Source organism: Sulfitobacter sp. W002, assembly GCF_025142135.1.
Lineage (GTDB): Bacteria > Pseudomonadota > Alphaproteobacteria > Rhodobacterales > Rhodobacteraceae > Sulfitobacter > Sulfitobacter profundi.
The window spans coordinates 996,427-1,022,180 of sequence record NZ_CP081126.1; the positions used below are offsets into that span (position 1 = coordinate 996,427).

Below are 25,754 nucleotides of genomic sequence, written 5' to 3' on the forward strand. Positions count from 1 at the left end.
CGGTTTGCGCAAATTGGGGCAGGTACTGAACGACCGCGGGTCGAAATACGCGGTGTCAGGCTGCCCCGCGCGCAACCGCGCCGAGGTCGACGCCGCGCTGAAAGACCTCAAGCGCGAGAAATCCTACGCCAAGGCCACGCATAACACATGGGCGGTGCTGCTATCAGACGGCGGCCCGCTGAAAGGGGACGATGGCGAATCCGGTGCTGGGATGGTGATCCTACGCATGCTGGAGCGGGAAGGGCTGGAAGATCACCTCATCGTCGTCACCCGTTGGTACGGCGGCAAACATCTGGGCGGAGATCGTTTTCGCCATGTCCAAACCTGCGTGCGGACCTATCTCGACGCGGTGGCGGCCTAAAGGCTCAGCGCAATCGCGGCAAAGAAACAGGCCGTGGCGATCAACACAAAGACATGCCAGATCGCATTTTGATAGCGCATGCCGGGGTGGGCATAGATCAATGTGCCCGCCGAATAGGTTAGCCCGCCCGCAGCTACCAGCGCCAAGGCGGCACCGGGCAAATTGTGCCACATCGGGTAGATCAACAGGACCGAGAGCCAGCCCATCCCGAGGTAGAGCGCCAGTGACCCTCGCGCATCGGTGCGCCAGAACCAGAGCTTCGCCACCGCGCCGATCACCGCGAGCGCCCAGACTACGCCCAAAATGCCGTAGGCAAACCCGGAGCCGATCACCATGACCAGCGGCGTATAGGTGCCCGCGATCTTGAAGTAGATCGCCGCGTGATCGACGCGGCCCAGAAAAGCGCGGCTGCGGTCAAAGGGCAGCAGGTGGTAGACGGCGGAGGCGGTGAAGGAGGCAAGGATACACGCCGCATAGATCACCGTGGCGGTCAGCGTGCCCTCCTGACCTGCGGCATGCATCATCAGAAAGATGCTGGCCGGGATAGCGAATCCGAGGCTGAGCAGATGCACTGTGCCATCAGCCAAGGTCTCAGAAGTGGAGGTCGGATAAGCCATGCCAAAAAGGTAGCAGCGTCGTTCTGCCATGCCATAGGTGACGCCGCGTCAATCGGGTGGCCCGACGGATCAGCGCGGTTTGTTGCCGTCGATCCAGCGCGACATCAGGGTTTTGTCGCGAAAACACTCCTGCGGCACATCGCGGCGCTTCAGGCGCGCGATCCGTTCGGCAAAGGCGACCTGTTTGGCTGACGGGTAGGCGGCGAAGGGCCCCTCTAACGCTTGTGGTTTATGCGCGTCGATCCATTCTGACACCGCCGTGCGGTCACCCTCGATCCCTTCGGGCAACGTGCTGCCCGTCCTCTTGGCAAGGGACCGGGCGTATTGCATCTGCTTTTCGGTCGCGGGCATGCGGCGGTCGGCCTGTCTGGGCTGTGCACTATCGCTGCCGCGCGGCGGGCGACCCTGTTGGTCAGGATCGAAGATGCCGGGAAACTGAGGTTGAAAAGACATGCGGTCATTCCTCTGCTACTGCGTTCTACATATAGAACAGAAAGGGAACATGTTCAAGTCTCTCCGTATTCTCGCCCTTCCTTGATGGTATATCTAGTAGTGGGGTGGTTTGGTTCCACAATATCGGCGAAATGTAGGGTTAGCGAAGGGACACTGCGGCCTCGGCGATAAGCTCTGCGGTTCTGCGCATTCGGGCGGGCAAGGGCCGTCCGCGACGCGAAGCGAGCCAAAGATCATGCCAGCGTCGTTTGGACAAAGCCAGCAGCCGAAGCTGGTCCTTCGCGGCAAAAGTCTCCACCCCGCTGCGGGGCAAAAGCGTGTAGCCCAGCCCCCGCGCCACCGCCGCCGGTATCTGGCCGATTTGGTTCACATAGCCACGCAGGCGGATCCGGTCGGCCCCCGGATAGCTGCCCGGAAAATTCAACTGCAACAGATCGTCGGCATAGGCAAAGCCATCGGGATGCGCGATGAAGCCGTGCAGTTCGAGATCGGCGAAACTATCTATTGGTTCCAACATATTAACCGGCAGGATAAGACAAAGTTCCTCGCGCCCCAGATGTTGGGCTTCCAGTCTGGCATGGGCGGGATCATCGGCCAGCACGCCCAGATCGAACCGCCCATCCAGCAACCCGGCGTGGATCGTGGCTTGGGGGGCGACTTCGAGATGCAGGGTGAGGTCCGGCGCTTGGGCCATCCACTCCAGCAGCAGGGGCTGGAGCAGCATGGCGAAACTGCCGGAGCAGGCGATATGCACAACGCCGCGGTCGGGCAGGTCGATGGCGATCCGTTCGCGCAGGCGCTGCTCTTCGCGGCGGCGGGCAAGGCCGGTCTCGAAGAGCGCTTCGCCCGCCGGGGTCAGGGTGAAACTTTTCCCGTCGCGCGCGATCAACGGCTGGCCCAGTTGATCTTCAAGCTTGCGCAGATGCTGCGACACGCCGGGCTGGGTCATGTTGAGCCGCTCTGCCGTGCGGGTGAAATGACCCGTTTCGCAAAGGGTGGTGAAGGTCTCAAGCCATGTGGCGTTTAGCATGGAATGCGATTCGTTATGATTTCGATGAGTTTTGATAATTTCACATGCGGGGTGTGTCTGTCTATCTCAAGTTCAACGCAAACAGGAGAAACCCCATGACCACCCCCCGTACCTTTTCCCACATCGGCCTATCCGTGCCGGACCTCGACGCTGCGGTGAAATTCTATTCCGAAGTGTTGGGCTTTTACGTCGTGATGCAGCCCACCGAAGCGGTAGAAGAAGACACAGCCATCGGCGTCATGTGCACCGATGTTTTCGGCCCCGGCTGGGGGTCGCTGCGCATTGCCCATCTTGCCACAGCAGATGGCATCGGCATCGAAATCTTTGAATTCCCCGGCAATTACGCCCCCGAGGAGAAGCTAGAGCACAAGCGCCACGGCACGTTCCATTTCGCCATCCAAGACCCGGATGTCGAAGGCTTGTTAGAGCGGATCGTCGCGGCGGGCGGCAAGCAGCGGATGCCGGTGCGGGAGTATTTCCCGGGCGAAAAACCCTACCGCATGGTCTATGTCGAAGACCCCTTTGGCATCGTCTTCGAGCTTTACAGCCACAGCTATGAGCTGACCTATTCGGCAGGTGCCTACGCCTGATCGGCCACCGGGGGGCGTCAGGTGATCTGACGTCCCCAAAGGTCGTATTCGCCGGCCTCTTCGACTTCAACGGTTACGATATCGCCGACTTTGAGGTTCTGGAAATTCTCGTCGATGAAAAGGTTGCCGTCGATCTCAGGCGCATCGGCCTTGGTGCGGCAGGTGGCAGCGTCTGCGTCGATCTCGTCAACGATCACGTCGATACGCTTGCCAACCTTGGCGGCGAGCTTGGCCTCGGAAATGGCCTGCGCCTTTTCCATGAAGCGGTCCCAGCGGTCTTGTTTGACCTCCGGCGCGACATGGTCGGGCAGGGCGTTCGACCGCGCGCCTTCGACGTTTTCATATTGAAAGCAACCAACCCGGTCGAGTTGCGCCTCGTCCAGCCAATCGAGCAAGGTTTGGAACTCTGCTTCAGTCTCACCCGGATAGCCGACGATGAATGTCGAACGCAGGGTGATGTCGGGGCAGGTATCGCGCCATGCGGCGATCTCATCCAGCGTCTTGGAGGCCGCCGCAGGCCGGGCCATGCGCTTCAGCACATCCGGGTGGGCGTGCTGGAAGGGAATATCGAGGTAGGGCAGCACCAGACCTTCGGCCATGAGCGGGATCAGTTTGCGCACATGGGGGTAGGGGTAGACGTAGTGTAGCCGCACCCATGCGCCCAAGCTGCCGAGGTCGCGCGCCAGATCGGTGATATGTGCACGGTGCCCACGGTCTTCGGCGTGTTTGATGTCAACGCCGTAGGCCGAGGTGTCTTGGCTGATGACCAGAAGCTCCTTCACGCCATTGTCGACCAGCCGCTCGGCCTCGCGCATCACCGCATGGGCGGGGCGGCTTTGCAGGCGGCCGCGCATGTCGGGGATGATGCAGAACTTGCACTTGTGGTTACAGCCCTCGGAAATCTTGAGATAGCTGTAGTGGCGCGGGGTGAGCGAGACTTGTTGCGCGGGTAGCAGATCAATGAAGGGATCGGGGCTGGGCGGCACCGCGCCATGCACCGCGTCGAGCACCTGTTCGTATTGATGCGGGCCGGTGACGGCGAGGATCTTGGGGTGGTGTTCGCGGATGTAGTCCGGCTCGGCCCCCAGACAGCCGGTGACGATCACCTTGCCGTTTTCGGTCAGCGCTTCGCCAATGGCGTCGAGGCTCTCGGCCTTGGCGCTGTCCAAGAACCCGCAGGTGTTCACGATCACCGCATCGGCGCCTGCATAATCGGGCGAAACGCCATAGCCTTCGGCGCGAAGCCGCGTCAGGATGCGTTCAGAATCCACCAGCGCCTTGGGGCAGCCAAGGCTGACCATGCCGATTGTGGGCTGGCCGGGGCGGGCGGGGTTGCTGATCTTCGCCTGTGGGGCGAGGTCGGGGCGCAGATTGGGTGGGTTTGTGCTCATGGCTTGCGCTATAAGGCAAGCGGATGAGCGGGGAAAGAGCCGCCGGGCAGGAGGAGAGAGCCATGAGATGGATTATACGGGTCATCGGCGCGCTGTTGCTGATCGTCGTGATCATGCTGGGGGCGCTGTTCCTGCTGCCCGGCGAACGGATCGCGCGGATCGCCAGTGACCAACTCAGCCGGATGACCGGGCGGGAGGTGTCGATCACCGGCGATGTGGGCGTGACGCTCTGGCCGGTGCTGGGGGTGACTGCGGGCGGGCTTGAGGTCGGCAATGCCGATTGGACCGACAAGGGCGCGCTGCTGACGGCGGCCAATGCGGCGATTGGGGTGGATGCGGGCGCGCTGCTGCGCGGTGAGATACGCATCACCAATATCGCGGCGCAAAGTCCGGTGATCCGGCTGGAACAACGCCGCGACGGGCGGGCGAGTTGGCAGTTCACCGACAGCAGCAGCGGTGCGCGGATTGAGACGCAGAGCGAACCGACCGCCAGCCGCCGCCCCCTGAGCATTCAGAAGCTGACGGTGACCGATGCCACGCTGATCTATGACGCCGAAGGGGCCGATGTGCTGCGCTATGAAGGTGTCGATCTGGCGCTCGATTGGCCCGAGCGTGACGGGGCCGCGGATATCACCGCCAGCATGGCCCCGGCGGGGGAAGCGGTTCGGCTTGCCGCGCGGATCGAAGGCTTTGCGGATTTTCTGGAGGGCGGCGTGCAGCCCTTGCGCGCCGATGTCACGACGCGGGGCGGCGAAATCTCTTTTGACGGGCGCGGATCGCTCAACGGTGCGCTGGCGGGGGATCTGCGGATCGACAGCGCGGATACGGCGCGGTTTTTGGCGTCCTTCGGCGCGGGCGGTGTCACGCTGCCGCAGAGCTTGGGCCAGTCGGTCGACCTGCGCAGTGGGCTGACACTGACGGCGGATCGGCGCTTGGCGCTGCGCAATATTGCGGTGGATTTGGGCGGCAACAGCCTGACCGGGCAAGCCGATCTTGCGCTGAACGGCACGCCGCGCATCACCGCCAATCTGCGCACCGGGGCGCTGGACTTATCCGCACTGTCGGAAGGCGGGGCCGACACGAATGGCACCAGCAGCCAAACGCAGGGTGACGCGTTGGAGGGCTGGTCCCGACAAGAAATCAACGCGGACTGGCTTGCCGCTTTTGACGGCGACATCGCGCTGAGCGCGGAAAGCATCGATCTGGGGCAACTCGACCTCGGCCCCACACGGGCCGTGCTGCGCAACGACCGCGCGCGGATGGTGTTCGACCTACAGGACATGAGCGCCTATGGCGGGACGGTCGCCGGTGAGTTTGTGATGAACAACCGCAGTGGCCTGTCGGTGGGCGGCAATCTGACGGCGCAGGGCGTGCAGATGCGCGACTTGCTGGAGGATACCGCCGGGGTGACGCGGTTTAGTGGGGACGGCAATGCGGCGCTGTCTTTTCTCGGCTCCGGGCAATCGGTTGATGCGATCATGCGCTCGCTCAGCGGCGCGGGCACCCTGACCATGGGGCGGGGCACGATTGCCGGGATCGATCTGGATGCGCTCTTGGGGTCGGTAGACGCTGAGGGCGGCAGCACGGTTTTCGATTCCATGGAAGCGACATTCGACATCGCCCAAGGGGTTCTGCGCAATGATGACCTGCTAATGTTGCTGCCAAACTTTAACGCGACTGGGGCAGGGCTGGTTAATCTGGGCCGCCGCACGCTTGATTATACGGTCACGCCCAAGGCGCTGCGCATCAATGCGTCGCGCGGCGGGCTGGCGGTGCCGGTGCGGATCACCGGGCCATGGGCCGATCCGCAGATCAAGCCCGACCTGCGGGCCGCGATCGATCTGAACTTTGCCGAAGAAAAGCAGCAGGCCGAAGATAAAGTGCGCGAAAAGATACAGGAAGAGTTGAACATCTCACCGGATGACAGCCGCTCGACCGAAGATATCGTCAAGGATGAGTTGGAGAACGCCGTCAGGCGCGAATTGTTCAAACTCTTTGACTAGCCCAAGGCCGCCCCGCTCTGTGCCACCTGCGAAACTCATGGTGGCGCAGACGGGCAGGCTGCGGTAAGGCTGGCGCGACATTCTAGGAGAGGCGCAATGGCCAACGATCTTTTCAACAGCTTCATGACCGGCCCCGACGAACAGGGCCGTTTCGGCGATTTCGGCGGGCGCTTTGTCTCAGAAACGCTGATGCCGCTCATTCTTGAACTGGAAGAGCAATATGAGAAGGCCAAGACCGACGATAGTTTCTGGGCCGAGATGCATGATCTGTGGACCCACTACGTTGGTCGCCCCAGCCCGCTTTATCACGCCGAACGGCTGACCGAGCATCTGGGCGGCGCCAAGGTCTATATGAAGCGCGACGAGCTGAACCACACCGGCGCGCATAAGATCAACAACGTGCTGGGCCAGATTATTCTGGCGCGCCGTATGGGCAAGAAGCGTATCATCGCCGAGACCGGCGCGGGCCAGCACGGCGTGGCCACGGCGACGGTCTGTGCCAAGTTCGGGCTGAAATGCGTGGTCTACATGGGTGCGCATGATGTTGAGCGTCAGGCGCCCAACGTCTTCCGTATGCGCTTGCTCGGGGCCGAAGTGGTGCCGGTGACTTCGGGCCGTGGCACGCTGAAGGATGCGATGAACGACGCGCTGCGCGACTGGGTAACCAATGTGCGCGACACCTTCTATTGCATCGGCACCGTGGCCGGGCCGCACCCCTATCCGGCGATGGTCCGCGATTTCCAAAGCATCATCGGCAAGGAAGTCCGCGAGCAGATGGACGCCGCAGAGGGCCGTTTGCCCGACACGGTGATCGCCGCCATCGGGGGCGGATCTAACGCCATGGGCCTCTTCTACCCCTTCCTTGACGACAAGTCGGTGAACATCATCGGCGTTGAGGCTGGCGGCAAAGGCGTGAACGAGAAAATGGAGCATTGCGCCTCCCTTACCGGGGGCCGCCCCGGCGTGCTGCATGGCAACCGCACCTATCTGTTGCAAGACGACGATGGGCAGATTCTCGAAGGCTTCTCAATCTCAGCGGGGCTCGACTATCCGGGCATCGGGCCAGAGCATTCGTGGCTGCACGACATTGGCCGCGCCAAATACGTCTCGATCACCGACCGTGAGGCGCTGGAGGCGTTCCAGCTGTGCTGTTCGCTCGAAGGCATCATCCCGGCGCTGGAGCCCAGCCACGCGCTGGCGCATGTGATGAAGATCGCGCCGGAACTGCCGAAAGACCACCTGCTGGTGATGAACATGTGTGGCCGTGGCGACAAAGATATCTTCACCGTCGCCCGGGCATTGGACTTCGACATGGGTGAATTCGCCTAAATCCGCTTCCGAATCTGAGTAGAATTTGACGGGCCTGCGTGAAAACGCGGGCCCGTTTTTTGTGGGCCGAAGCCAATCGCCCAATTTTCGCATAAACTTTGCGCAGGGGGCGAAGTTCTTTGCCGAAAAAGAGCGAAAAAACTTTCACATTGAGGAAAGACCCGCTAGCCTTCGCCTACAGCCCGCGCGCCTGCTCGCGAAACTTGGTTTCGCCCATGCAGGCTTGACGCTAAGGCATCTGTTCCTCGTTTTTCGCTCTGTCACGGCTCCGTAAACCAAAGTTTATGGTGCTCTTACAGGGGTTTAGATCGGATGATTTAAACCCGAGGCAGATAGCCAATCCCCCCTCGAATGCCCTTTTCCCTGTCATCCCAACGACGCCGCGTCACTGATGATCGGCTCGCAACCCACCCCGGGACTGAAAAGGAACACGATATGAAAAACGCATTCGCAACCGCCGCACTGATCCTTGCCACAGCAGGCACAGCCGCCTTCGCACAGGGCATGGAAGGCCAGCAGGTCGGTTATACCGCAGATAACGCAGACGCCGCCTATTCCACACGTAACGTCACATCCGACGCGCTGAACCTTGACGATCTGCGCGCCGAGACACCTGCCGAGGCAACAGCGACCGTCTTCGTCACCACCCAAGACGCACAAAAAGATGGCCGTTTCGTCCGCTAATCGCGGCCGACGGCTCCTCCCCCCCAACTTTCCTCCCCGAAAGGCTAAGACTATGAAAAAGACACTCGCAACAACCGCCCTGATCCTCGCCACAGCAAGCACCGCTGCTTTCGCTCAAGGCATGGAAGGCCAGCGCATCGGCTACAATGACAAGACCGACAATGGCGTTTCCTACTCCAGCCGCAGCGAAGCTGTGGATGAGGCCAAACTGGAAAACTTCAAAGACGGTATCCTGCGCGCCGAAGACCTGTCCGACGTGACCATCACCGTCTTCCCGACCGCGCAGAGCGACGCTTCGGTCAACCGTTTCCCGCGCTGATCACGGCGCGACCCCAACTTTCCCCCGAAAGGACACGACATGAAAAAGACACTCGCAACAACCGCCCTGATCCTTGCAACAGCAGGTTCCGCTGCTTTCGCCCAAGGCATGGAAGGCCAGCAAATCGGCTATAACGACAAAGCGGATGCAGGCGTTTCCTACTCCAGCCGCAACGACGCGGTCGACAATGTGAAACTGGACATCTTCAACAGCGGCACCTTCCGCGCCGAAGACACATCCGACGTCACCGTCACCGTTTTCCCCGCCGCGCAAGACGCCGCGAAAGTGAACAGCTTCCCGCGCTAAATCCGGGCTGATGCGAGCTAAGGCATCGCGCTAAAACGATCTTCCGGCCAGCGAAGCCTCCCTTGAATTGGCCTCAAGACAATGCACTCGCCCTTCGGGGCGGGTGCCAAATCACTAAGGGTTGATCACGGCGCATGGCCGCCATCCCTTGCACTTCGGTGTGCCGCGGTTAAATACGGCGGATACCAAGGCAAGGCTTCACCATGAATAATAAGAAAAAGATCGCACTGTGGGTTATCGCCGCTCTACAGTTTAACGCCACTGTCTATTTCGTGCTCGTTTTTGCACTGGAGGGTCGGGGCGTAACGCTTTTTGGCACCCCTCTGGCTGACATCGGGCCGAACAAAGGGATCCAGGTTTTGGGTCTGATCCTTGGGGTCGTTCTGGGCTGGATGGCCCTGCGAATGAGCCTCCAGCGCGCCGAACGGGCAGAGACGGCGCTGCGTCATTGTACGGTGGAATTCGCTGATGTGCTCGAAGAACACTTTCGCGAATGGCACCTCACCCCGGCAGAGCGGGACGTGGCTATTTTCCTGACTAAGGGCCTGAATACACGAGACATTGCTGAGATGCGCGGCACTTCCGAAGGCACCGTGAAAGCGCAGACCAACGCGATTTATCGCAAGGCCGGCGTGACCGGACGGACCCAGCTTCTAAGCACCTTTATCGAAGACTTGATGGACGATGCGCTGATGCCGCGTCCGAAGTCGAAACTGCAGCTTTGCCACGCGGCCTAAGGGCGGCGTGGCGCATTAGCGCGTCAGTTCCAGAATATCGAAATCGCTCTCAATGGCCGGTGACGGAAACAACAGCCGCGCCCGCGTGGGGCTGACCCGCTGAAAGACCGCCACGTCGCTTTGCACCTTGCCGCCAGAGGTGAAATCTTCGGGCAGGTCGGCATAATCGGGGGGTGTTTCGCCCCGGACATAGCCCACCCCAGCATAGATCGCACGGCCCGCGCGCAGGGTGATCTCCCCCCGCGTCAGTTGCGATCCGGTAAGCTTTTCAAAGGTGAACCCGCGATCACTGGCGGTGAAGCGGCATTTGAACAGGGAATAGGCCACCAGCGGGCTGATCCCGCCAAGCTTGATCGTGCGGCAGGACCAATCGCCCTGCAAATCGGCGGAAAAGGCGACCTGCGGTTGCCCGGAGAGTGCGCGTGTCAGGGCGGCCACGTCTCCCGCTTCGCCCCCCGCCAAGCCCTGCATCATGGCATCGCCAAAGGCAGCGTCAAAGTTGTCCAGCCGGGCGCTATCGGCGGGGCGGAGCGTGGTTTCCGCCCATGCTGAGACAGGCAACAGCAGCAGAAGGGGCATGAGGCGCAGGCGCATGATTATCCCTCGCTTTCGTCGATGGCATGGTCGCGCAGCACGTCCAGCGGCACAATATCGAGCGCGCGCAGATGTGTGGCGGCCAAGTGCACCCGCGGCGCGCAGCCCTCATCCGCGGCCTGCAAGAAACGCGCGGCACAAACGCACCAAGGATCGCCCGGCTTGAGCCCGGCAAAGCCGAATTCGGGGCGCGGGGTGCTTAGATCATTGCCGACATATTTCGAATAGGCCAGGAACTCTGCCGTCATCACCGCGCAGACCGTATGACTGCCCTGATCCTGCGCGCAGGTGTTGCAATGCCCGTCGCGAAAGAAGCCCGTCACCGGGTCGGTCCCGCAGATCACGAGGGGCTGGTTCAGGACGTTGATGCTGCTGCCGGGTGTCATATCTTCCCTTTCTGCCTCAGGTCCCGCCTGAGACCGATGCCGCGATCTGGCGGAATATCTCGATGTTTTGGTCCGAAACCCCGGCTTCGCGGAATTTACGGTCGGCGGCATTGGTGGCGATGACCACATCACGCGCCGTGTCTACATAGATGTACTGCCCATAGATGCCGCGCGCCATATATTCCCCTTCTGCCGCGCCCACGGGGATCCACCATTGGTAGCCATATCCGATCTGGTCCGCCGCAGTCGGGGCGGTGGGGCTGGTCGATTCCGTTACCCAATCTTCTGGCACGACCTGCTTGCCGTTCCATTCACCGCCCTGGGCATACATTTGGCCGAAGCGGGCGTAGTCGCGGGTGGTCATGTTCAGGCCCCCCAACACGAAGGCGGTGCCTGAACCATCAACGATGTAATAGGGCGCGTGTTCCAAACCCAATGGCGCGATGACCTTTTCGCTCAGCAACTCTGGCACGCTGCGCCCGGTGGCCCCGCGCACCACCATGCCGATCACATGGGTGTCGATCGATACATATTGCCACTGGCTGCCCGGCGCGGTGAAGGTCTCGGACAATTCGGCGGTGAAATCGTCGAGCTTGCCGCCAAGCGCCACCACCCGGCCCATCCGGTTGATATCCGAATCGTAGTCCAGATAATCTTCGTCAAAGGTGACGCCGCTGGCCATATGCAGCACGTTGCGCAGGCTAGCCCCGTCATAGGCGCTGCCCTTCAGGCTGGGGGCATATTTGGTCACCGGATCGTCGAGGGATGCGATCTGGCCCTCCTCCAGAAGGATGCCAACTAGCGCCGAAAGATAGCTTTTCGCCACCGACCAGCTGATGCGGCGGTCCTCGGGGCCGGTGCCTTTGAAGTAGTTCTCATAGACGATGGCACCGTCTTTCAGCAACACCAGCGCGGTCACGTCACGGGCCGCGATCCAGTCGTCCGCCGCCTTTGGCAGTTCGGTTTCGGGGCCATAGGGAAGCTCGGTCGTCAGCCCGTCCCCGCGCGAAACGGGGGCGGAGAGGAAAGCGCCGTCCATATGGCTGAAGTTGTGCACGATCTTCTCTTCGGAGAAGAGAGAGTTCACCGCCAAGAGCCGTTCGATCTCTTCCCGCTTCCAAAGACCGATGACGATGGCCGCTAGCAAAAGCGCCAGCAAGACCCTGCCTAGCCATTTTCCGAATGTACGCATGATATCCCCCCCTGTTGGCCCGCAGTGAACCACGGCGCGGGGGCGGGGGCCAGCCCGACATTGCGTCAGCAGGGGCGTGAGGCCGAAAGCGTCAGCGGAAGCGGTCCATCAGCTTTTGTAGCGGCGATTGGGCCTCTGCTTCCGGCTCGGGCTTGCGGGGGGCGGGCTTTGGCTGGGCTTCGGCGGGTTTCTTCGGGCCCTTGCTGCCGGTGCCCGAGCGGGGCGGGGCCACGCGCAGCGCCACGGCATTCATAAACCGCCCGGTGTCGCCCCGCGCCAGATCGGCGGCCCCGTCCGAGACGCCGCGCAGCACATCGTCCAGCCAGCCTTCGTCCGCCTTGGGGAAGTCGCGCAGCACATAGCCCGCGACCGCGTCCTTGTGGCCGGGGTGGCCGATGCCCATGCGCACGCGGTCATATTCCGCCCCGATATGCGCGTGGATTGAGCGCAGACCGTTGTGGCCCGCATGGCCGCCACCGGTCTTGCATTTCACGCGGCCCGGGGCGAGGTCGAGTTCATCATGAAAGACGATCACATCCACTGGGGCGATCTTGTAAAACTTCATCGCCGCCTGCACCGATTGGCCAGAGTTGTTCATGAAGGTTTCAGGTTTGAGCAGCACCGCCCGGTCAGAGCCGAAACGCCCCTCGCTGACGCTGCCTTGAAACTTGCCCTTCCATGCGGAAAACCCGTGATCATCAGCAATGCGGTCCAGCGCCATGAAGCCGATGTTGTGGCGGTTGCGGGCGTATTTCGCACCCGGATTGCCGAGGCCGACGATCAGTTTCATGGGCGGGGGTCTCCTGTGGTTTTGCGGCAGTTTAACAAGCGGGGCAGGGGGATGGAATGGGCTGCTGTGTGTCGGAATTTTTTGGAAATTCCGTGGTGATTTCTTTTGAAGAAATCACCCCCTAAACGCAAAACGGGGCCGCGTGATGCGACCCCGTTCCAGCATTGCCTTGCGGCTGATGCTTATTCTTCACCGTCGGGCGGACCCATTTCGGTTGTCGGTACTTCATCCGCTGCAGTCTCGTCTTCGTCGTCATCCGACGCGGAAAGGCCAGCAGGAGCCGAAATCGTGGCCACAACGAAGTCGCGGTCGATTGTGGGCTTGGCACCTTCGGGCAGGTCGACACGGCTGATGGTCGCGCTGTCCCCGATTTCGAGGCCAGTGATGTCCACGGTCACGTACTCAGGGATGTCCGCAGCAGTCACAACCAGTTCAACTTCCGGACGCACCAGAGTGAGCACGCCACCCTTTTTCAGGCCGGGGCATTCTTCTTCGCCTTTGACTTCGACGTTGATGAACAGGTTGATCTTGGTGGTCCGCTTCAGGCGCATCAGGTCGATGTGCGTGGGCAGGTCTTTGACAACATGGCGCTGAACGTCGCGGCAGATCACACGAACGTCGTCGTGGCCTTCAACCTTGAGGTTGAACAGGGTCGCTTTGAAGCGGCCTGCGCGCAGCTTGGTCAGCAGCTTGTTGAACGGGATATTGATCGGCAGCGGGTCGTTGTCGCCACCAAATACGATACCAGGAACCATGCCGTCACGACGTGCTTGACGAGCGGCGCCCTTGCCTGTCCCCGTACGTACCTGGGCTTCAAGATCAGGAATCTCTCCGGCCATTTTAGTCTCCAATTGATTAGGGCGGGAATCCTCCAAGGCTGTATTCCCGCGTGAAGCCGCGCGTATAGACCGGTTTTGCCCGGCTGGAAAGGGCAAAAGGGCAGCGGGGGCGCTATTCCTGCGGGGTCTGCAGGTAGCCGTCTGCCGCTATGAGCCGATCATAAAGAGCGAACTCCTTGGCGCGCGCGCTGCGGAGCCGGGATTCGACCTCGCCTGACAGGGGTGCGGGCAGATCGGGGGAGACGTTCTTGGGCTTCAGCTTGACCTCGCGCCCCAGCCTGTCGGCCAGAAAGTCGCGAAAGGTCGGTTGGCGTTCATAGGCAAAGAGGTGTTGCACCAAAAGGTCATCTTGGTTCGAGGTCAGAAAGGAAAACTGGCTGCCGATCTGCGCACGCGGCGGCGGCGCGTCAGAGATCACTTCCAACGCGAACGCCTCGAAGGTCAGCCCCTTGGTGCTGAGCTTCTTGCCATCCAGCCGGGGTTGGCTGCGGTAGCGATACCAGCTTCGGATCTGCTCTACGGGATCGCGCATCACGGCCAAGGGTTCGGGCGAGGCTGAAAAGGTCTCTTGCAAAAAGGGCAGCACGCGGCGCCGATAGCGCAGCGCGGTCAGATGCTTGCGACTGCGCGAAAAGACGATCTCGGCCTCGGGTTTCAGCGCCATTTCAACGGCGGTGGTCCCGGTTTTCGGCGTGGCGAGAAAGGTGAGGTTGCGGTTGAGAAAGATCAGCATTTGCCCGGATCGCGCGGCCATTCCTGCCAGTCGCCGCCGAAATTACGCGGGATCAGCAGATTGTGCCGCCCGAGGTTGGCGATTTGGGTTTCCCCGCAAAGCGCCATGGTCAGATCCAACTCGCGGTGGATCACCTCAAGCGCACGGGTGACACCCGGCTGGCCCATCGCGCCCAGCCCATAGATAAAGGCGCGACCGATATAGGTGCCTTTAGCGCCCATCGCCATGGCTTTGAGCACGTCCTGACCCGACCGGATGCCGCCATCAAGGTGGACTTCGATCTGGTCGCCCACAGCGTCGAGGATTTCGGGCAGCATGCGGATCGAACTCAGCGCCCCATCCAACTGTCGCCCGCCGTGGTTGGAGACGATGATCGCATCGGCCCCAACCTTGAGCGCCATCCGCGCGTCCTCGGCATCCAAGATGCCTTTGAGGATCACCTTGCCGCCCCATTGCTCTTTGATCTTGGCGATCTTGTCCCAATCAAGCGAGGGGTCGAACTGTTCTGCCGTCCATGCGCCAAGGTCGGCATTGTCGGTCACGCCATGCACATGGCCGACGATATTGCCGAAATGCCGCCGCTTGGCGCCCAGCATCTCGCGGCCCCAGCCCCATTTGGTGGCAAGGTTGGCAAGGGTTTTCACCGTCAGTTTGGGCGGGGCGGAAAGTCCGTTTTTCAGGTCTTTATGCCGCTGTCCGAGGATTTGCAGGTCGAGTGTAATCACCAGCGCGGCGCATTTCGCATCCTTAGCCCGCTGGATCAGGCGGCTGACATAGTCCTGATCGCGCATTGTATAGAGTTGAAACCAAAAGGGTTTCGTCGTCGCCTCGGCCACGTCTTCGATTGAATTGATCGACATGGTCGACAGGGTGAAGGGCACGCCAAAGGCCTCTGCCGCGCGGGCAGCTTTGATCTCTCCGTCTGCGCATTGCATGCCGGTCAGCCCAACCGGAGCAAGTGCCACCGGCATGGCCACATCTTCGCCGATCATCTGGGTTGCGGTGCTGCGGCCCGACATATCCACCGCGACCCGTTGGCGGAGGCGAATTTGGTCAAAGTCGCTGCAATTTTCGCGAAATGTCTGTTCTGTCCAGCTGCCCGATTCCGCATAGTCGTAAAACATCTGCGGGACACGGCGTTTGTAGATGCGTTTGAGATCGTCGATGCTGGTGATGACGGGCATGGGCCACCTGTGCTGAATGGGTTAACTTTTGGTAGCAACTGGCGCGGGGCTTGGCAATTGGGAAGGCCGCAGCAATGAAAAAGCCCGCGCGGCCAGTGGGGCAGCGCGGGCTTTGGGTCATTGCTTGAGGCGAAGGGGTTACGCCGAATGCGCCCCGTCGGCGAGGGTTTTGACGAAGGCCAAAACATCCTCAGGGCTGTCACCGTTAGCAATGCGGTTCACGATGGCCGAGCCGATCACCACGCCGTCTGCCACTTCGGCGATGGCGCAGGCTTTTTCGGGGGTGTTCACGCCAAAGCCCACGATCACGGGCAGGCCGCTGGCCTTTTGGATGCGCTTAACCTCGGGCGAAACATCCGCGGCATTCGCCTCGGCCGAGCCGGTGATGCCGGTGATTGAGACGTAGTAGACAAAGCCAGAGGTGTTTTGCACCACGCGCGGCAGGCGTTTGTCATCCGTGGTCGGCGTGGCAAGGCGGATGAAGTTCAGACCGGCATCCTGCGCGGGCAAGCACAGTTCGATGTCTTCTTCGGGCGGCAGGTCGACCACGATCAACCCGTCGATCCCGGCGTTTTTGGCTTCGGTTAGGAATTTCTCAACACCCATGGAATAGATCGGGTTGTAATAGCCCATCAGCACGATCGGGGTCGTGTCGTCATTCTCGCGGAAGGCGCGGACCATTTCCAGTGTGCGGTTCAGCGTCATACCCGCTTCGAGGGCGCGTTGACCGGCAAGCTGGATCGTGGGGCCGTCGGCCATTGGATCGGTGAAAGGCAGGCCAAGTTCGATGATATCCACCCCGGCGGCAGGTAGGCCGCGCACGATCTCAAGGGAGCGGTCGAAATCAGGATCGCCGGCCATCACATAGGACACAAACGCCTTTTTGCCGCGGGCGCGGAGGTCTTCGAATTTGGCGTCGATACGGGTCATGTGGCTTGCCTCATTTGGTGCTTTCCTCGGCAATGCCGAATGTCGCGGTGAAAATCAATCCACCGCGGGGCTGGGGGCGGCAAAATTCCCCTATCAGGGGCGCGTGGCAGGCCGCGCCCTTCCATTTTGCGCAAAGCCTCCTATCTCATGGCGCATGAACTATGTACTCGCCCTTTTCCTACCGCCGCTGTCGATCCTGTTGATCGGTCGGCCGATCCTGTCCATCGTGGTCTTCCTGATCTGGCTGCCCGCGATCATCTTTTCAGGTGGGCTGACACATCCGATGTTTATCCTGCTGGCTTGGATCTTGATCTATCAGGCGCATCAAGACCGCCGCGCGCGCTGAGCCTTGCGCTTTGCGCCCGCTACCCCTAACACACGCGCAGCTTTTATAGGGGTATCGTCATGGGTTTCAAAATGGGCATCGTCGGTCTGCCGAACGTCGGCAAATCGACCCTTTTCAACGCGCTGACCCGCACCGCAGCGGCACAGGCGGCGAATTTTCCGTTCTGCACGATCGAGCCCAATGTCGGCGAAGTGGCCGTGCCCGACGCGCGGCTCGACACGCTGGCCGAAATCGCCAAGTCGAAAAGCATCATTCCCACGCGCATGACCTTTGTCGATATCGCTGGTCTGGTAAAGGGCGCGTCGAAAGGCGAAGGCTTGGGCAACCAGTTCCTCGCCAATATCCGCGAAGTCGACGCCATCGCCCATGTGCTGCGCTGCTTTGAAGACGGCGATGTGACCCATGTCGAAGGCCGCGTGGACCCGGTGGCGGATGCCGAAACCATCGACACCGAACTGATGCTGGCCGACATTGAAAGCATCGAGAAACGCTTGCAAAACATCGTGCGCAAAGTGCGCGGCGGTGACAAAGAAGCGGTGCAGCAGGAACGTCTGATGCGCATGGCGCTTGAAGCATTGGAAGCTGGCAACCCCGCGCGTGTGGTCGAGGTCGACGAAGACGACGCCAAAGCCTGGCGTATGCTGCAATTGCTGACCACAAAACCGGTGCTCTACGTCTGTAACGTGGGCGAATCCGAGGCCGCCGAGGGCAACGCCCATTCCACCAAAGTGGCCGAGATGGCCGCAGCGCAGGGCAATTCGCATGTGGTGATCTCTGCCCAGATCGAAGAAGAGATCAGCCAGCTTGAGGCCGAAGAGGCCGAGATGTTCCTCGAAGAAATGGGCTTGAAAGAGGCTGGCCTCGACCGTCTGATCCGCGCGGGCTATGAGCTTTTGCATCTTGAGACCTATTTCACCGTTGGTCCCAAGGAAGCACGGGCTTGGACAATCAAAACCGGCACCTCGGCGCCCAAAGCAGCGGGCGTTATTCATGGCGATTTCGAGAAAGGTTTCATTCGCGCCGAAACCATCGCCTATGATGATTTCGTAGGGCTCGGCGGGGAAGGCCCCGCGAAAGAGGCGGGCAAGATGCGTGCCGAAGGCAAAGGCTATATCGTCAAAGACGGTGACGTGCTGCACTTCCTGTTCAACACCTGATTGATTTTGCAGGGGTCTTTGACCTCGCCAACAAAAAAGCCCGACAGCTTGCGCTGCCGGGCTTTTTTTGTGGGTGGTGACAGCTTATTTGCTGTCGTTGCCCGGGCCAAAGCCACCGTAGACGTAGCCTTCACCGGGGCTGCGCAGGGCGTTGCGCGTGCTCATCACGGTGTCGCGGTTCTTGTCGGCGTCGGCAGTGTTCAGCATAATGTCATTCGCTTTGGTCGAAGCGTTCGGGTTCCGCATGCGGTCGTTGTTGCCATAGACATCGCTTGTCTCAGCGGTCACCGAGGTGTCGAGAAAAATGTCGTTGTAGCGGGTGGAGTTATCGGCAACGGCAGCGGTGGAAATCAAAGCGGCGGCGGCGGTGGTCAGAATGAGTTTCATAATGTGTTCCTTCAGGTTTATCTTAAATCGCGTCATTGCGATGTCATCGTTTGTGGTGAAGTAACGGGTGTCCGATCATGAAAGTTTCGCCCCTGCAGCAAGATTGGGTGCGATCCGGGGCGTTTGAGCAGCGCAGGGGCTGGTTTGCGCGTTAATATGCGATGTATATCAAATGATTATCGTGATTATTGCGGCGTTTCACAAGTCGTTCACGCTCCTGTGTTAGTTGCTACAGCCGCCCCGCATGTTCGGGAAACGGCCTCATACAGAGCAGCGCAACAGCCATGTTTCTGCAAAGCAGCACGATCAAGCGCGCTTCACGGCGGCTCGCCGCCCGCGGTCCAGCCAGCCGAACTAAAACCAACTTAGAAAAATGCAGAAATTCCCGTGAATTTCGCCTTGTCACCCGGGCGCGACCTCTCTAAACGGGTCGACGGAGACGTGGCCGAGTGGTCGAAGGCGCTCCCCTGCTAAGGGAGTAGGCCCGGAAGGGTCTCGAGGGTTCGAATCCCTTCGTCTCCGCCACAACCCCCTAAATACATTGATTAATTTGAATGACCCGGGGTTGTAGGGCGTCCATTGGGGGAGTCGGCCAGCGTTCATTTGTACGTGATCGTATGATTTCAGTCGGAGTTCAGCAGGTTTCATACAGGGTTTCAGTTGGAGCTTGAGGGAATCAAAAACCCCGGCGCGATGGCCGGGGTCTGTGATGGTCAGAGGGTCGCTGGCATGACCTGACGATCCGCACCTTTAATGCCGTCCATTGGATCCCTGCCGCGGCAACCGTTCGACCAAAAGCGCGCCCAGCGTTTCGCGTGCTCATCAGTCTTCACCTCGGCATACGCGCGGCGGACATAGTCAGCCATAAGCGCCTCGATCTTGTCGATCTCTTCGCCGGTGCTCGCATCATGAAGCATGGGCTCAAGGTCGTGATAGGTTGGACCGGTTGGTTCTGGGGGTTTCTTCTTACTCACGCTGCTGCTCCCATCTTGATGTTGTCGATCGCGATCTGCGCCTCATATGGATCAAGGTCGCAGAGGTGATGGAGTTGGGCTGGCACACCGAAGAAGGAGGGGGTAGCAAAGACGCCGGTTTTGTCCCACATGTGGTCCGCGTTCTGCCTCATTGCCCAAGTCCATTCCGTCTTTTTGGTGTTGAGGTAGACCTCATACATCCGCCATACGGGGTTCCAGATACCGCCCTGATTGCCTGAAGATGTCCAGGTTCCGCCTGTGCTGGTCAGCGGGGTGCAGCCGCAACCATAGCCATTCGAGTGGTCTGGGGTGTTCCCTGGCGTCCTCTCCGCCCAGGGTTTGTAGTTGCCGACAATCTCGTCGAGGAGCCACTGCGGGTGCTTGATCCTATAGATACCCATCTCAACTCACCCTCAACTCAGCGCGGAAGCCACCGAACATGCATGAGAGGCAGTCTTCGTGATCACCCTCACAGAAGCATGTGAATCTCGTCTTATCGTAGGTCTCGCAGCAGCATGGGCATGTGAAGAATTTCTCGGAGAGGTTTTCGTGCGACCCATTACAGATCGCTTCGTGACCGCTCAGCTCCTTGTGCAAATCATCAAGTTTGCGCGCGAGACGCGCACGATCCTCTGTGTTCCTGCCCACCTTGCACAGCATCAAGGATGCCACGCAGGCCTGAGCCTTGGCGCCCCGGATGGTGTCTTCATGCTCCGGCAGGGTTGTGCTGCGTTGGCCTTTATGGACGCCGAGGCTGGCGATGTAGACCCGCTCCGCGCTAAAGTGGAGAGCGCCGTTCATGTTGACCATCACCTCATCGATAAGGCCCTCAGCGTTAGCTGGCGCGAGCTGGTTGTCGAAATAGATATCCACACCAGCCCTGCGGAGATGTCGCGCGCTCTTACGCGTGTTCATCATCATTGGGCCGAAGCCCGGCATGATCGTCTGCATGGGGATGTTCGCTGCTGTCTTCGTCATCTTCTTCTTGCTTGTTGGTTCTTGGCTCTCGCCCTCTTGGGCCTCGCCTTTTCTTTCTTTCACTCACCCTCTTTGGGTGCTGACCCCGGCAATCGCCGGGTCTCTCTCTTGGCCTTATGAGGTGAACTTGAAGTTCTGCAGGGCCTCCATCAGATCGCGGACGATTGGCGGGGTGGTCAGGTATGCGCCGGAGCGATAGAGGCGCATGTGGCGACACATCCGGGCGATGGAGCGCCGGTCGCTGCCATGACGGCGAAGGTCACTCTCATGGACCTCAGCGTGCATCATCTGCGGTGTGTGTGCGCGCAGGATAGGAGAGGCGATGACCTTGCCGTCGATCCATAGCTGAGTGTGGATCTCCAGGGGTGCATCGATCATCTCAGACACATCGCGCGCCAGATCTTGCAGTCCCTCCATGGCGAACTCGAGGTGATCAAAGTCATCCGGATGCAGAGCCATGAAAGGCGCCAGGGTGCCATCAGAGTTCGGCACGCTGACCGAGATCGTCATGCGGTGGCCCTCATGACGCAGGTGGCCCAGCTCGAAACTGTCGAAGAAATGATCGGAGAGCTCAGCCTCGGCCAGCTCGGCCGCGGTGAACTCGCTGCCGTCATCTCCGGGCAGTGGGCAGAGTTCCTGAAACTCTTCCCAGCTGATGCTGATCTTATGCACAAAGGCGCGTTTGTGGTGGTCTTCCTGGTCCCTCTTGTAGTCTTCGAACGTGAAGTTCTTGATGGTGACCTCGGCCGGGCGCGCCTGATCATAATCTGTGGTCACCTCATAGATCGGGCAGCGGGCCACAAACGCATCTGGCATCTCGCGGAACATATCAAGCAAGGCCGCGTGGATTGCCTGCATGACATCATGGCAATGCGCGAAATGGATTGCGCAGAGCTTGACTGATGGCAGATCGAAGGTGGACTCTGGTGCAACGGCGATCTCGAGCGCGCCGTCTGCATGCTTGTGGATCTGAGCGTGGATATAGGTTTTTTCGCCGGTCTTGTAGCTCTCGCAGATCGATGCTGCGGCAGCCTCGGCGGTGGCGGCGAAGTCGTAACCCTCGAACATGTCTGTAGAGGCGCGAAGTTCTGTATTCTTGAGCATGTGATAATCCTTTGTTCTGCTCTTCGTTGATGCGACCCCCCGCAATTTCTCAACTCGTATCACCTGAATATCGTATGATTGTGTATGATACAACAAAAAGAGTGTACATATGGGACATTTATCCACAAAAACGAAAAGGCCCAGCCTTTCGGCCGGGCCTTGCGCCTGCATCACATGGGCTGTTGATTGTCACTGAGAACTGACCCGGTGGGGGTGCGGACGAAAAGTTGGACTATCTTGGAGATAGTTCATGTACAGCTACGAAGAACGACTGCGCGCGGTTAAGCTTTATATCAAGCTCGGCAAGCGCGCGCAGGCCACCATCCGTGAGTTGGGGTATCCAACGAAGAACGCCCTGAAAGGATGGCATAGAGAATACCAACGTCTGCAAGACTTGCCTATACGATCGGCGCCGCGCCCGCCTAAATTCTCATTGGCGCAAAAGCAGGTGGCGTTAGAACATTATGCAACCCATGGCCGCTGTATCTCATGGACGCTGCGTGCTTTAGGCTATCCAAGCCGAACCACAATGACGGCGTGGGTGTGCGAGGCCTTTCCTGACATGAAGCCGGCCTCCAACACAGCATATGGCCCCGGCAATCACTCTGACGCCGTGAAGCAGGCTGCTGTGGCGGGGCTATATAGCCGTCAAGAAAGTGCCCAGTCCCTGGCTGAAAAGTTCGGAGTTAGTCGGCCGACGCTCTATGCTTGGAAAACACAGATCCTTGGCCCGGAGGCTCCTGCCATGATGAAACGCAAGAAGAGCGCCCTTCCCCCAGAGCTTGAGGAGTTGGAGCGTCAGCGTGAAACCCTGCAGCGTGACATTCGCGAGCTCCAGATTGAGCATGATCTGCTCAAGACTGCGAGTGAAATGATAAAAAAGGAACTTGGCGGCGATCTGAGGAGCCTGAGCAATCGGGAAAAAACCATGCTGATCGTCGCCCTAAAAAAACGGTATAAGACGCCAGCGCTGTTGGCTCGGCTGGGTCTCGCGCACAGCTCGTACTTTTACCACCGCGCTCGCATGAAACAGGGAGATAAGTATCCTCCCATTCGACAGGCCATGAAGGAGGCTTTCGAAAGCAACCATCGCTGCTACGGCTACCGTCGCCTCAAAGCATATATGACGCGGGACTCTATCTCGATCTCCGAAAAAGTAGTGCGGCGCCTGATGAAGCAGGAAGCTTTGATCGTCCCAAAGCCGAAGCGCCGACGTTACAGCTCATATCTGGGTGAGATTAGTCCTGCGCCGGAGAATATCATCAACCGAAAATTCCAGGCGGCAGCGCCAAACGAGAAGTGGCTGACCGATATCACCGAGTTCCACATCCGAGCGGGAAAAGTCTATCTTTCCCCAATCATTGATTGCTTCGACGGCCTGGTCTTAAGTTGGACCATAGGGACCAGACCGGATGCCGATCTCGTAAACACAATGCTTGATGCAGCGGTAGAGACCATCGCTGACAGCGAAGTGCGGCCCATCGTCCACAGCGATCGCGGAGGCCACTATCGCTGGCCTGGCTGGCTGGAACGTATCGACGCAGCGCAGCTCGTTCGTTCGATGTCACGAAAGGCGAGTTCGGAGGACAATGCCGCATGTGAAGGCTTCTTCGGACGCCTGAAGACTGAGTTCTTCTATCCTCGCGATTGGCGAGCCTTCACCGTGGCCCAGTTTATTGACGAGGTTGATGCCTACATCCGCTGGTACAACGAAACACGCATCAAGATGTCCCTTGGTGGCAGAAGCCCGATCGAATACCGTAAAAGCCTCGACCTTATGCCGTGAAAACAGTCCAAGTTTCTGTCCGCACCCCCGTCGCGCAGGGGACGAACACCTTTCCGAACTCTTCAGCAAGAGCGGTGATCGCGCCGATGCAGAGATCAACAGCATGGATCATCTGCTCGCCCACACCCATCTCATTGGTGTCGATCAGTTCCTGATGGGTCTCACCGGATACCATGTCGCCACCCAGGGAGCAGACGATGCCAGGGCACTTTGATCCAGATGCCATCTGACCGCGAACCAGGGTGGCTGTGCGCTCAATCGTGCGGCGCAGGCGGTCTTCGGCGATCGCGACATTATACGCATAGCCATATGATGTTTTGGGGTCGATCACTTCGCCGGGATGGAAGTCCTGAAGCATCAAGATCGGCACAGACGCGCTTTCAAGACCCGGGATCCAGTCGGTGATCCATTTCGGTGGTTGCGGGGTTACGGATGCGAACTCGCCGATAACCTCAGCAAGCTACTGATCAGTCTCAAGACGCTGCTCAGCTTCACGGGCCCGACGCTGTGCATCAGAGAGCTTGCCGCGGAGTTTCTCGATCTCGCGCTCCGAAGAGCCGACGATGGTCGGCGCATAGACATTCTCGAGCTGATCGTGAATGGATGCGATGGACTTGAAGTCGAGAAGGCTGTCAGGCGCCTGGCCAGCTTTGATCATCTTGGCGACAGAGCGGAAGAACGCATTCTTGTGCATCTTGCTCTGCTTGATCGCCGCGGTCAGGGTGATCTCACCGGTGGCGAGGTTCGATAAGATGCGGCGCGGGATGATCTGGTCTGGTGTCAGGGTGGATGTGCGCATGCTGGGCTCCTGTTCCGTTATGCTTTATTATCAACATCTTACCGTGAAACAGGTTTATGGCTCGCAGTGTCGCGCAGGGTATCGATGCGCCAGATTTGACGCATATCAAGAGCTGTGGGTCAGGTGTGGCACATTTGGTGGAATTAGCCGGGGGTGTTGCCCTGGATCACGGACCAGATCGCAAAGAGGATGGCGGTTGTGATGGAACCGACCACCGTGGTCTTGATGGTGCGGACGAGAGTATTGGAGCCTTCGCGAGACGATTGTATGAAGGCGCGATCTTCATGCCAGAGGGCAATCTCGGTAGGATCATGAGGATCCAGACCCAGGCTCGCAAAGGTTCGACGGATCGCCTCATCCGCTGTGCAGCGTGCGACAGCATCCATCATCGCGTCAAGCTCTACGGCGGACACGGGGAGATGCGGAGGTGTTGGGTTTGGCGATGTCCTGGATGCAGGATACATTAGGGAGGCGAAACCTTGCGGCGCGGGCGATGAAGAGAGGATGAGTGAGAAGAAGGAAGGCGGGATAATGAGGGATATCAGGGCGATAGGAGGTCTAGGCGTCAGGATCTTGGCCCCTTGTTTCTCGACTTTTCCTCTCATTTCCTCTACTTTCACTCTGCCTCATAGAGACAAAACAAACCGCAGACGAAGAAAGTTCGTATGATTTTGTATTTTTTCGGATTTACCCCCTTGGCAGTGTTTCAGGGGGTTGTTATACTAGGCTTAAGCCTTTTGACCTTAGCCTCTTCGAGGCCTCGGTGCCCCCAAGGCACAAGAGGTCGAAGAAGAAGGCTATAGGCCTAATAAGTAAAATCTAACAGATTTTACGATTCCTAAGAAAATCAGGCCGAGATCTATTCGATCAAGTAAAAATCCGCTGGGGCGGTTTTTCCTTATTCGATAGATCGGGGAGGGGAAGAGGCCAAACTGGAGCACCTTGAGGTGCGAGCCTTGAGGGCTCTTCCTCCAGTGTCCAGCAGGACAATGAGGGAGATGAGGCCAAGCCCCTCAGCGTGGCGCCACAGCGTGCCTCCACCCCTCCGGCACAATTCCTCCGCGCCGCCGCTCCCCGCCATTCTACAACCTCCCACGCGCGCTCCGCGGACCCGGCAACACTGCGGGAGTTTCGCCGTCATGCACTATGATGGGAGTATGACAAAGCAAGCCTCCCCATATCAGCCCATTTCCAATGAGATGCTCATCTATGTGATGCGCCTGCGTGCGAATGGCGCCAGCGTCTCTGATGTAGTGCGTGACTACAGGGAGCGGACCGGCAAAGGCCTCTCCAGGCGCACAGTCTCCCAGGCCTCCGTCATGACAGCAACGGATGGCCCTTGGTATGTCTAGGAGCCCGATCATCACCCCCGGAGCTGCATCTGCTGTGAGCGGCCATTCATGAGCACAGGCGCGGGCAATCGTTTCTGTAAGCCATGCCTGCGCGACACAGATGGAACTGTGGAGCTAGGGGTCATTGCATGAACATCGATATGCGCCGCCTCGATCGCCGTCTCAACCGTCTGGCGCGAGAGTATCCCGAAGCCGCCAAAGATGCCGTCAACGCGACGGCGTTCTCGCTGCGCAAGAAGACGCCTGACTTTCTTCAGCGCAAGCTGGACGAGCCGATCAAATTCACGACCGGCGCGGGCGTGGCCAAGGTAGACAAGGCGCGAGCGGCAACCAGCCGCGGCGTGACAGCCAACATCTAGATCCAGCGGATCCAGGCGAGCTATCTATCCAAGCTTGAGCACGG

At 59.6% G+C, this 25,754-nt stretch carries 32 protein-coding genes and 1 tRNA gene; 13 read left to right on the top strand and 20 right to left on the bottom strand.

The genetic code is table 11. The features are described from left to right. Nucleotides 1–4: 4 nt before the first annotated feature. Nucleotides 5–361 carry a YigZ family protein gene (locus K3758_RS04905; RefSeq protein WP_259948110.1) on the top strand — a complete coding sequence of 119 codons (357 nt, stop codon included), beginning with the start codon at nucleotides 5–7 and terminating at the stop codon, nucleotides 359–361. Here the strand turns inward: K3758_RS04905 and trhA are convergent. The 3 genes from trhA to K3758_RS04920 all read right to left on the bottom strand — a co-directional run bounded on the left by trhA (nucleotide 358) and on the right by K3758_RS04920 (nucleotide 2,461). Beyond that, nucleotides 358–978, bottom strand: coding sequence for a PAQR family membrane homeostasis protein TrhA (trhA, locus tag K3758_RS04910; RefSeq protein ID WP_259949973.1), 621 nt, complete (start codon nucleotides 976–978; stop codon nucleotides 358–360). The genes K3758_RS04905 and trhA overlap by 4 nt on opposite strands. A 69-nt stretch (nucleotides 979–1,047) precedes the next feature. After that, on the bottom strand, nucleotides 1,048–1,431 hold the full coding sequence (locus K3758_RS04915; RefSeq protein WP_259948122.1) for a hypothetical protein: 384 nt from the start codon (nucleotides 1,429–1,431) through the stop codon (nucleotides 1,048–1,050). A gap of 139 nt (nucleotides 1,432–1,570) precedes the next feature. Next, a complete protein-coding gene (locus tag K3758_RS04920; protein WP_259948125.1) occupies nucleotides 1,571–2,461 on the bottom strand; it encodes a LysR family transcriptional regulator in 891 nt (296 codons plus the stop codon). Between the two features lie 95 nt (nucleotides 2,462–2,556). Between K3758_RS04920 and K3758_RS04925 the strand changes: the two genes are divergently transcribed. Continuing rightward, nucleotides 2,557–3,051: a lactoylglutathione lyase family protein gene (locus K3758_RS04925; protein ID WP_067625967.1), complete on the top strand. Its 495-nt coding sequence runs from the start codon at nucleotides 2,557–2,559 to the stop codon at nucleotides 3,049–3,051. Between the two features lie 17 nt (nucleotides 3,052–3,068). Here the strand turns inward: K3758_RS04925 and rimO are convergent, their stop codons facing one another. Then, nucleotides 3,069–4,442: a 30S ribosomal protein S12 methylthiotransferase RimO gene (rimO, locus tag K3758_RS04930; RefSeq protein ID WP_259948127.1), complete on the bottom strand. Its 1,374-nt coding sequence runs from the start codon at nucleotides 4,440–4,442 to the stop codon at nucleotides 3,069–3,071. A gap of 62 nt (nucleotides 4,443–4,504) precedes the next feature. On the opposite strand from rimO, the gene K3758_RS04935 reads away from it, so the two are divergent. The 6 genes from K3758_RS04935 (at nucleotide 4,505) to K3758_RS04960 (ending at nucleotide 9,820) form a co-directional block, all read left to right on the top strand. Continuing rightward, nucleotides 4,505–6,445, top strand: a complete 1,941-nt coding sequence (locus tag K3758_RS04935) for an AsmA family protein (protein ID WP_259948130.1) — start codon at nucleotides 4,505–4,507, stop codon at nucleotides 6,443–6,445. Between the two features lie 96 nt (nucleotides 6,446–6,541). Beyond that, entirely contained in the window at nucleotides 6,542–7,774 is a 1,233-nt protein-coding gene (gene trpB / locus K3758_RS04940) for a tryptophan synthase subunit beta (RefSeq protein WP_259948132.1), read from the top strand. A 435-nt stretch (nucleotides 7,775–8,209) separates the two neighbouring features. Next, a complete protein-coding gene (locus K3758_RS04945) occupies nucleotides 8,210–8,458 on the top strand; it encodes a tryptophan synthase subunit beta (RefSeq protein ID WP_259948133.1) in 249 nt (82 codons plus the stop codon). Between the two features lie 52 nt (nucleotides 8,459–8,510). Next, the gene (locus tag K3758_RS04950; RefSeq protein WP_259948136.1) at nucleotides 8,511–8,777 is read left to right on the top strand and encodes a tryptophan synthase subunit beta; all 267 of its coding nucleotides are present in this window, start codon (nucleotides 8,511–8,513) and stop codon (nucleotides 8,775–8,777) included. Nucleotides 8,778–8,816: 39 nt separating this feature from the next. Next, nucleotides 8,817–9,083 carry a hypothetical protein gene (locus K3758_RS04955; RefSeq protein ID WP_067625952.1) on the top strand — a complete coding sequence of 89 codons (267 nt, stop codon included), beginning with the start codon at nucleotides 8,817–8,819 and terminating at the stop codon, nucleotides 9,081–9,083. Nucleotides 9,084–9,286: 203 nt separating this feature from the next. Then, entirely contained in the window at nucleotides 9,287–9,820 is a 534-nt protein-coding gene (locus K3758_RS04960) for a LuxR C-terminal-related transcriptional regulator (RefSeq protein ID WP_067625949.1), read from the top strand. 15 nt (nucleotides 9,821–9,835) lie between these two features. Here the strand turns inward: K3758_RS04960 and K3758_RS04965 are convergent, their stop codons facing one another. From K3758_RS04965 to trpA, 8 genes are all read right to left on the bottom strand, one after another. Then, nucleotides 9,836–10,414: a DUF4893 domain-containing protein gene (locus K3758_RS04965; RefSeq protein WP_259948145.1), complete on the bottom strand. Its 579-nt coding sequence runs from the start codon at nucleotides 10,412–10,414 to the stop codon at nucleotides 9,836–9,838. 2 nt (nucleotides 10,415–10,416) lie between these two features. Further along, nucleotides 10,417–10,800, bottom strand: a complete 384-nt coding sequence (locus K3758_RS04970) for a DUF2237 family protein (RefSeq protein ID WP_259948146.1) — start codon at nucleotides 10,798–10,800, stop codon at nucleotides 10,417–10,419. A 16-nt stretch (nucleotides 10,801–10,816) separates the two neighbouring features. Continuing rightward, the gene (locus K3758_RS04975) at nucleotides 10,817–11,992 is read right to left on the bottom strand and encodes a serine hydrolase (protein WP_259948148.1); all 1,176 of its coding nucleotides are present in this window, start codon (nucleotides 11,990–11,992) and stop codon (nucleotides 10,817–10,819) included. Between the two features lie 91 nt (nucleotides 11,993–12,083). Then, nucleotides 12,084–12,782 carry an aminoacyl-tRNA hydrolase gene (pth, locus tag K3758_RS04980; protein ID WP_259948151.1) on the bottom strand — a complete coding sequence of 233 codons (699 nt, stop codon included), beginning with the start codon at nucleotides 12,780–12,782 and terminating at the stop codon, nucleotides 12,084–12,086. A gap of 182 nt (nucleotides 12,783–12,964) precedes the next feature. Beyond that, nucleotides 12,965–13,621 (bottom strand): 50S ribosomal protein L25/general stress protein Ctc, encoded by a 657-nt coding sequence (locus K3758_RS04985; protein ID WP_243265260.1) that lies wholly within the window; start codon nucleotides 13,619–13,621, stop codon nucleotides 12,965–12,967. Between the two features lie 112 nt (nucleotides 13,622–13,733). Continuing rightward, nucleotides 13,734–14,354: a hypothetical protein gene (locus K3758_RS04990; RefSeq protein WP_259948155.1), complete on the bottom strand. Its 621-nt coding sequence runs from the start codon at nucleotides 14,352–14,354 to the stop codon at nucleotides 13,734–13,736. After that, nucleotides 14,348–15,538 (bottom strand): alpha-hydroxy acid oxidase, encoded by a 1,191-nt coding sequence (locus tag K3758_RS04995; RefSeq protein ID WP_259948158.1) that lies wholly within the window; start codon nucleotides 15,536–15,538, stop codon nucleotides 14,348–14,350. The genes K3758_RS04990 and K3758_RS04995 overlap by 7 nt, the downstream gene beginning before the upstream one ends. Before the next feature lie 138 nt (nucleotides 15,539–15,676). Beyond that, entirely contained in the window at nucleotides 15,677–16,468 is a 792-nt protein-coding gene (trpA, locus tag K3758_RS05000; protein ID WP_067623023.1) for a tryptophan synthase subunit alpha, read from the bottom strand. Between the two features lie 154 nt (nucleotides 16,469–16,622). Between trpA and K3758_RS05005 the strand changes: the two genes are divergently transcribed. Next, nucleotides 16,623–16,814 (top strand): hypothetical protein, encoded by a 192-nt coding sequence (locus K3758_RS05005; RefSeq protein WP_067261693.1) that lies wholly within the window; start codon nucleotides 16,623–16,625, stop codon nucleotides 16,812–16,814. 59 nt (nucleotides 16,815–16,873) lie between these two features. Further along, the gene (gene ychF / locus K3758_RS05010; protein ID WP_259948162.1) at nucleotides 16,874–17,971 is read left to right on the top strand and encodes a redox-regulated ATPase YchF; all 1,098 of its coding nucleotides are present in this window, start codon (nucleotides 16,874–16,876) and stop codon (nucleotides 17,969–17,971) included. 84 nt (nucleotides 17,972–18,055) lie between these two features. Here ychF and K3758_RS05015 read toward each other — a convergent pair whose 3' ends face one another. Continuing rightward, nucleotides 18,056–18,358, bottom strand: coding sequence for a hypothetical protein (locus tag K3758_RS05015; RefSeq protein WP_259948164.1), 303 nt, complete (start codon nucleotides 18,356–18,358; stop codon nucleotides 18,056–18,058). A 435-nt stretch (nucleotides 18,359–18,793) separates the two neighbouring features. Here K3758_RS05015 and K3758_RS05020 point away from each other — a divergent pair. Then, a tRNA-Ser gene (locus K3758_RS05020) sits at nucleotides 18,794–18,883 on the top strand. A 188-nt stretch (nucleotides 18,884–19,071) separates the two neighbouring features. Here the strand turns inward: K3758_RS05020 and K3758_RS05025 are convergent. The 4 genes from K3758_RS05025 to K3758_RS05040 are packed head-to-tail and all read right to left on the bottom strand — an operon-like array spanning nucleotide 19,072 to nucleotide 21,414. After that, a complete protein-coding gene (locus K3758_RS05025) occupies nucleotides 19,072–19,332 on the bottom strand; it encodes a hypothetical protein (protein WP_259948166.1) in 261 nt (86 codons plus the stop codon). Next, nucleotides 19,329–19,733 (bottom strand): hypothetical protein, encoded by a 405-nt coding sequence (locus K3758_RS05030; RefSeq protein ID WP_259948168.1) that lies wholly within the window; start codon nucleotides 19,731–19,733, stop codon nucleotides 19,329–19,331. The genes K3758_RS05025 and K3758_RS05030 overlap by 4 nt, the downstream gene beginning before the upstream one ends. Nucleotide 19,734: 1 nt before the next feature. Further along, nucleotides 19,735–20,373, bottom strand: coding sequence for a hypothetical protein (locus K3758_RS05035; RefSeq protein ID WP_259948170.1), 639 nt, complete (start codon nucleotides 20,371–20,373; stop codon nucleotides 19,735–19,737). A 51-nt stretch (nucleotides 20,374–20,424) separates the two neighbouring features. Beyond that, nucleotides 20,425–21,414 (bottom strand): hypothetical protein, encoded by a 990-nt coding sequence (locus K3758_RS05040; protein ID WP_259948173.1) that lies wholly within the window; start codon nucleotides 21,412–21,414, stop codon nucleotides 20,425–20,427. 250 nt (nucleotides 21,415–21,664) lie between these two features. Here K3758_RS05040 and K3758_RS05045 point away from each other — a divergent pair, with 250 nt between their 5' ends. Next, on the top strand, nucleotides 21,665–23,200 hold the full coding sequence (locus tag K3758_RS05045) for an IS3 family transposase (RefSeq protein ID WP_259948175.1): 1,536 nt from the start codon (nucleotides 21,665–21,667) through the stop codon (nucleotides 23,198–23,200). Here K3758_RS05045 and K3758_RS05050 read toward each other — a convergent pair. From K3758_RS05050 to K3758_RS05060, 3 genes are all read right to left on the bottom strand, one after another. Further along, nucleotides 23,190–23,570: a hypothetical protein gene (locus tag K3758_RS05050; RefSeq protein WP_259948177.1), complete on the bottom strand. Its 381-nt coding sequence runs from the start codon at nucleotides 23,568–23,570 to the stop codon at nucleotides 23,190–23,192. The two genes, K3758_RS05045 and K3758_RS05050, sit on opposite strands and share 11 nt — an antisense overlap. Nucleotides 23,571–23,660: 90 nt before the next feature. After that, entirely contained in the window at nucleotides 23,661–23,999 is a 339-nt protein-coding gene (locus tag K3758_RS05055) for a hypothetical protein (protein ID WP_259948187.1), read from the bottom strand. Between the two features lie 143 nt (nucleotides 24,000–24,142). Continuing rightward, on the bottom strand, nucleotides 24,143–24,388 hold the full coding sequence (locus tag K3758_RS05060; protein ID WP_259948189.1) for a hypothetical protein: 246 nt from the start codon (nucleotides 24,386–24,388) through the stop codon (nucleotides 24,143–24,145). Nucleotides 24,389–25,479: 1,091 nt separating this feature from the next. On the opposite strand from K3758_RS05060, the gene K3758_RS05065 reads away from it, so the two are divergent. Beyond that, nucleotides 25,480–25,710: a hypothetical protein gene (locus K3758_RS05065; protein ID WP_259948191.1), complete on the top strand. Its 231-nt coding sequence runs from the start codon at nucleotides 25,480–25,482 to the stop codon at nucleotides 25,708–25,710. Nucleotides 25,711–25,754 lie beyond the last annotated feature (44 nt).